Annotated in this window: 3 protein-coding genes; 1 reads left to right on the top strand and 2 read right to left on the bottom strand. The window is 31.1% G+C overall.

Annotation, left to right across the window (positions count from 1 at the left end; translation table 11 throughout):
• Window positions 1-155: 155 nt before the first annotated feature.
• Both B5G32_RS13360 and B5G32_RS13365 read right to left on the bottom strand, forming a co-directional pair.
• Entirely contained in the window at window positions 156-677 is a 522-nt protein-coding gene (locus B5G32_RS13360) for a YcxB family protein (RefSeq protein ID WP_087936944.1), read from the bottom strand.
• 60 nt (window positions 678-737) lie between these two features.
• The gene (locus tag B5G32_RS13365; protein ID WP_087936945.1) at window positions 738-1,667 is read right to left on the bottom strand and encodes an AEC family transporter; all 930 of its coding nucleotides are present in this window, start codon (window positions 1,665-1,667) and stop codon (window positions 738-740) included.
• A 143-nt stretch (window positions 1,668-1,810) separates the two neighbouring features.
• Between B5G32_RS13365 and B5G32_RS13370 the strand changes: the two genes are divergently transcribed.
• The gene (locus B5G32_RS13370) at window positions 1,811-2,764 is read left to right on the top strand and encodes an L-lactate dehydrogenase (RefSeq protein WP_087297127.1); all 954 of its coding nucleotides are present in this window, start codon (window positions 1,811-1,813) and stop codon (window positions 2,762-2,764) included.
• The last annotated feature ends 126 nt before the right edge of the window (window positions 2,765-2,890 follow it).

Below are 2,890 nucleotides of genomic sequence, written 5' to 3' on the forward strand. Positions count from 1 at the left end.
TTAGAATACAATCAAATCGCAAAACGAAAACTCACTTAGAAATGGAGAGCCGTATGCATTGAAAGGTGCCCGTACGGTTCGGGAAGGGGCGAGGTCTTCTAGACTTCGCCTATTTCATTATTATAACAAAAAAAGTCATTTGATAGAAACGACTTTTATGCTTTGATCCATTTTTTTATTTTTGTATCTTTTTGTTTCAGGAAATCTATAAATTCACGAATACTTACTTTTAAACAATCTTTTCGAATAATAATGATTTCATTTTTCTTTGCTAATAAAACATATGCATGTTCTGTCTGTGATAAAGTTTTGAGATGAGAGTAAGGAATCTTATTATCAATAGATGTCTGACAATTATGTACAACGACATATTCTCCTCCAAAACTCATTGTATATGTCATCTTTTGTTCATCAATTTCTTCTTTCATTAATTTTAACATTTCTTTGTAATGACTATGAATCAAAAAGAAAATTTCCCCAATACACACAGCACCTAAAACCAATAAAACAACACCTTGTAACATATTTTGATTAACGACATTTATAATACCTAAAATTAATGAAATCACACCTGTTAATGACAATAAATATTTTTGCCATGGAGCAATCATGTATCTTTTCACTTCTTTTAATAAATCTTCATCAACAATATTATGACTAATTTGAATTCTTTTCATATAACCCTTCCTCCAACAATACACCATTATCCTTCATAATTATGTCTTAGATATTAACTTTTATAAAATTTGATAAATAAAAACAATGATCGGCATTGTGATAATACAAAAAATAACAGACATAACATTCATGATACTCGTATAGCCTGGATGTTTATCATATAACTGGGCAAATTGGGTAATTGTTGCAGCAGCAGGAGCACTCGCAGCCAAAAGACTAATCAACAATATCTGATAAGCATCCTGATGAAAATTTTGTAATCCCAGCAAACGAAACGCCAAAATCACAGCCAAAGGATAAACAATCAATCTCAAAAAACAAATACCATAAACTCTTTTTTCTTTAAAAATAGATAAAATATCAATATTCCCTAATAACATTCCAATCACCAGCATACTTAATGGCCCCACCATAGAACCAACACTACTGACTGTATCATGAATCAGTGCTGGAAAATGCCAGCGTGCTATAAACATAATCATTCCTAACATAATTGCTATAACATTTACATTCAAGATAATCTTTTTGAAATCATACTGCTTTTCATTACAAACCAGATTTTTTCCATGTGTCCATATTAAAATAGTTTGAACAACCATATATCCACTTGTATATAAAACCCATTCTTCCCCTAAAATAGAAGCTACCAAAGGTATAATCAGATTACCAGCATTAGAATAAATAAGCGTTGCTTTTTCTACAGGCATAAAATGAAAAATCTGCCCTAATAATTTTGTTAATGGAATGAAAATCAAATGAACGACAATGGCTCCAATAAAAGATAAAATCAATCCCATCAGCTTCTCATTTGTAAAATCAATCTGAAAAGAATTTAAAATTGTACAAGGACAAACAATATATAAAACAACTTTAGAAATCACTTTACTATCATCAGGTGTCAGTACACGACACTTTACAGTTAAATATCCTACAAAAATAATAAGAAATAATCCAAAAATATTTTGAGCTAATAAAAGACTTAATTCCATAAATTTCCTCTCCCACATATAGTATACTTATTTTTATCAAATACACGTCTTATTTTCAGGTTTTGAAAACTTTTTATCATATTTCATTACAATTTTATGAATTATGATATAATCATTTTAGACTTATAACGAGGAGAAAAGAAATGAAATTAGAAAAAAGAAAAATTGTCATTATTGGATGTGGACACGTTGGTGTCAGTACTGCATTTTGTTTGATTAATCAAGGTCTATGTGACGAAATTGCTTTGATTGATTTAAATGAAGAGAAAGTTTTAGGAGAAGTTTTAGATTTATCTCAAAGCATTGAATATATGAATCGTAATACACATGTCAAAGTGGGACGATATGAAGACTGTGAAGATGCTCAAATTGTTATCATCACAGCAAGTGTTCCAACCCCTCAAAGTGGTAATGACCGTTTAAAGATGTTAGAACCATCTTTAAATGTCATGAAAAGTATTATTACTCAAATTAAAGAACATCATTTTGATGGACATTTGATTGTTGTTTCAAACCCTGTAGATTTAATGAGTTATTATGCTTATAAACTTTCTGGTTTACCAGCTAATCAGGTTATTGGAACAGGAACAACATTAGATACAGCCCGTTTAAAATATTTCATCGCCCAAAAAATCCAAGTTGATCCTCGCAGTGTTCATGCGATGGTCATTGGTGAACATGGAGATAGTGAAATGATTCCATGGTCAACTGTTCGTATTGGTGGTAAGGATATTTATAGTGTTGTTCAAGATAACCAGAGTCGTTTAGGACAAGAACCCTATCAACAGATGAAAAAAGATACAATTCAGGCTGGTTGGGAAATTTTCAATCGTAAAGGGAATACTTGTTATGGTATAGCCTCAAGTACAGTTGGTATTATTCGCACAATCTTACATAATGAAAACCAGATTTTACCTGTTTCAACATTGCTTCGTGGCGAATATGGTCAGGATGATTTATTTATCAGTGTGCCAGCCATCATTGATCGTAGTGGTGTTAGAGAAATTGTTGAATTACGCATGACACCACAAGAACAAGAAGAGTTCAATCAATCTTGTCAACGCTTAAAATCATTTTATGATCTTTTAAATCAATAGGCCCTTCAAATAATTGAGGGGTCTAATCTAAAAAGCTTTAAATTAATAGTGGGGTATTTTGACCCCACTTTCATTTTAAAGCAGGTCGAACAATATTTGATTGGTGACTATCTGTCATCTTTTTTT

Origin of the sequence: Massilimicrobiota sp. An80 (genome assembly GCF_002159255.1) — a bacterium.
Classification (GTDB): domain Bacteria; phylum Bacillota_I; class Bacilli_A; order Erysipelotrichales; family Coprobacillaceae; genus Allocoprobacillus; species Allocoprobacillus merdigallinarum.

Excerpts from the sequence above, each read along its gene's own strand:
- B5G32_RS13360 (WP_087936944.1), bottom strand. The coding sequence starts at position 677 with ATGAAAAGAATTCAAATTAGTCATAATATTGTTGATGAAGATTTATTA.
- B5G32_RS13365 (WP_087936945.1), bottom strand. The coding sequence starts at position 1,667 with ATGGAATTAAGTCTTTTATTAGCTCAAAATATTTTTGGATTATTTCTT.
- B5G32_RS13370 (WP_087297127.1), top strand. The coding sequence starts at position 1,811 with ATGAAATTAGAAAAAAGAAAAATTGTCATTATTGGATGTGGACACGTT.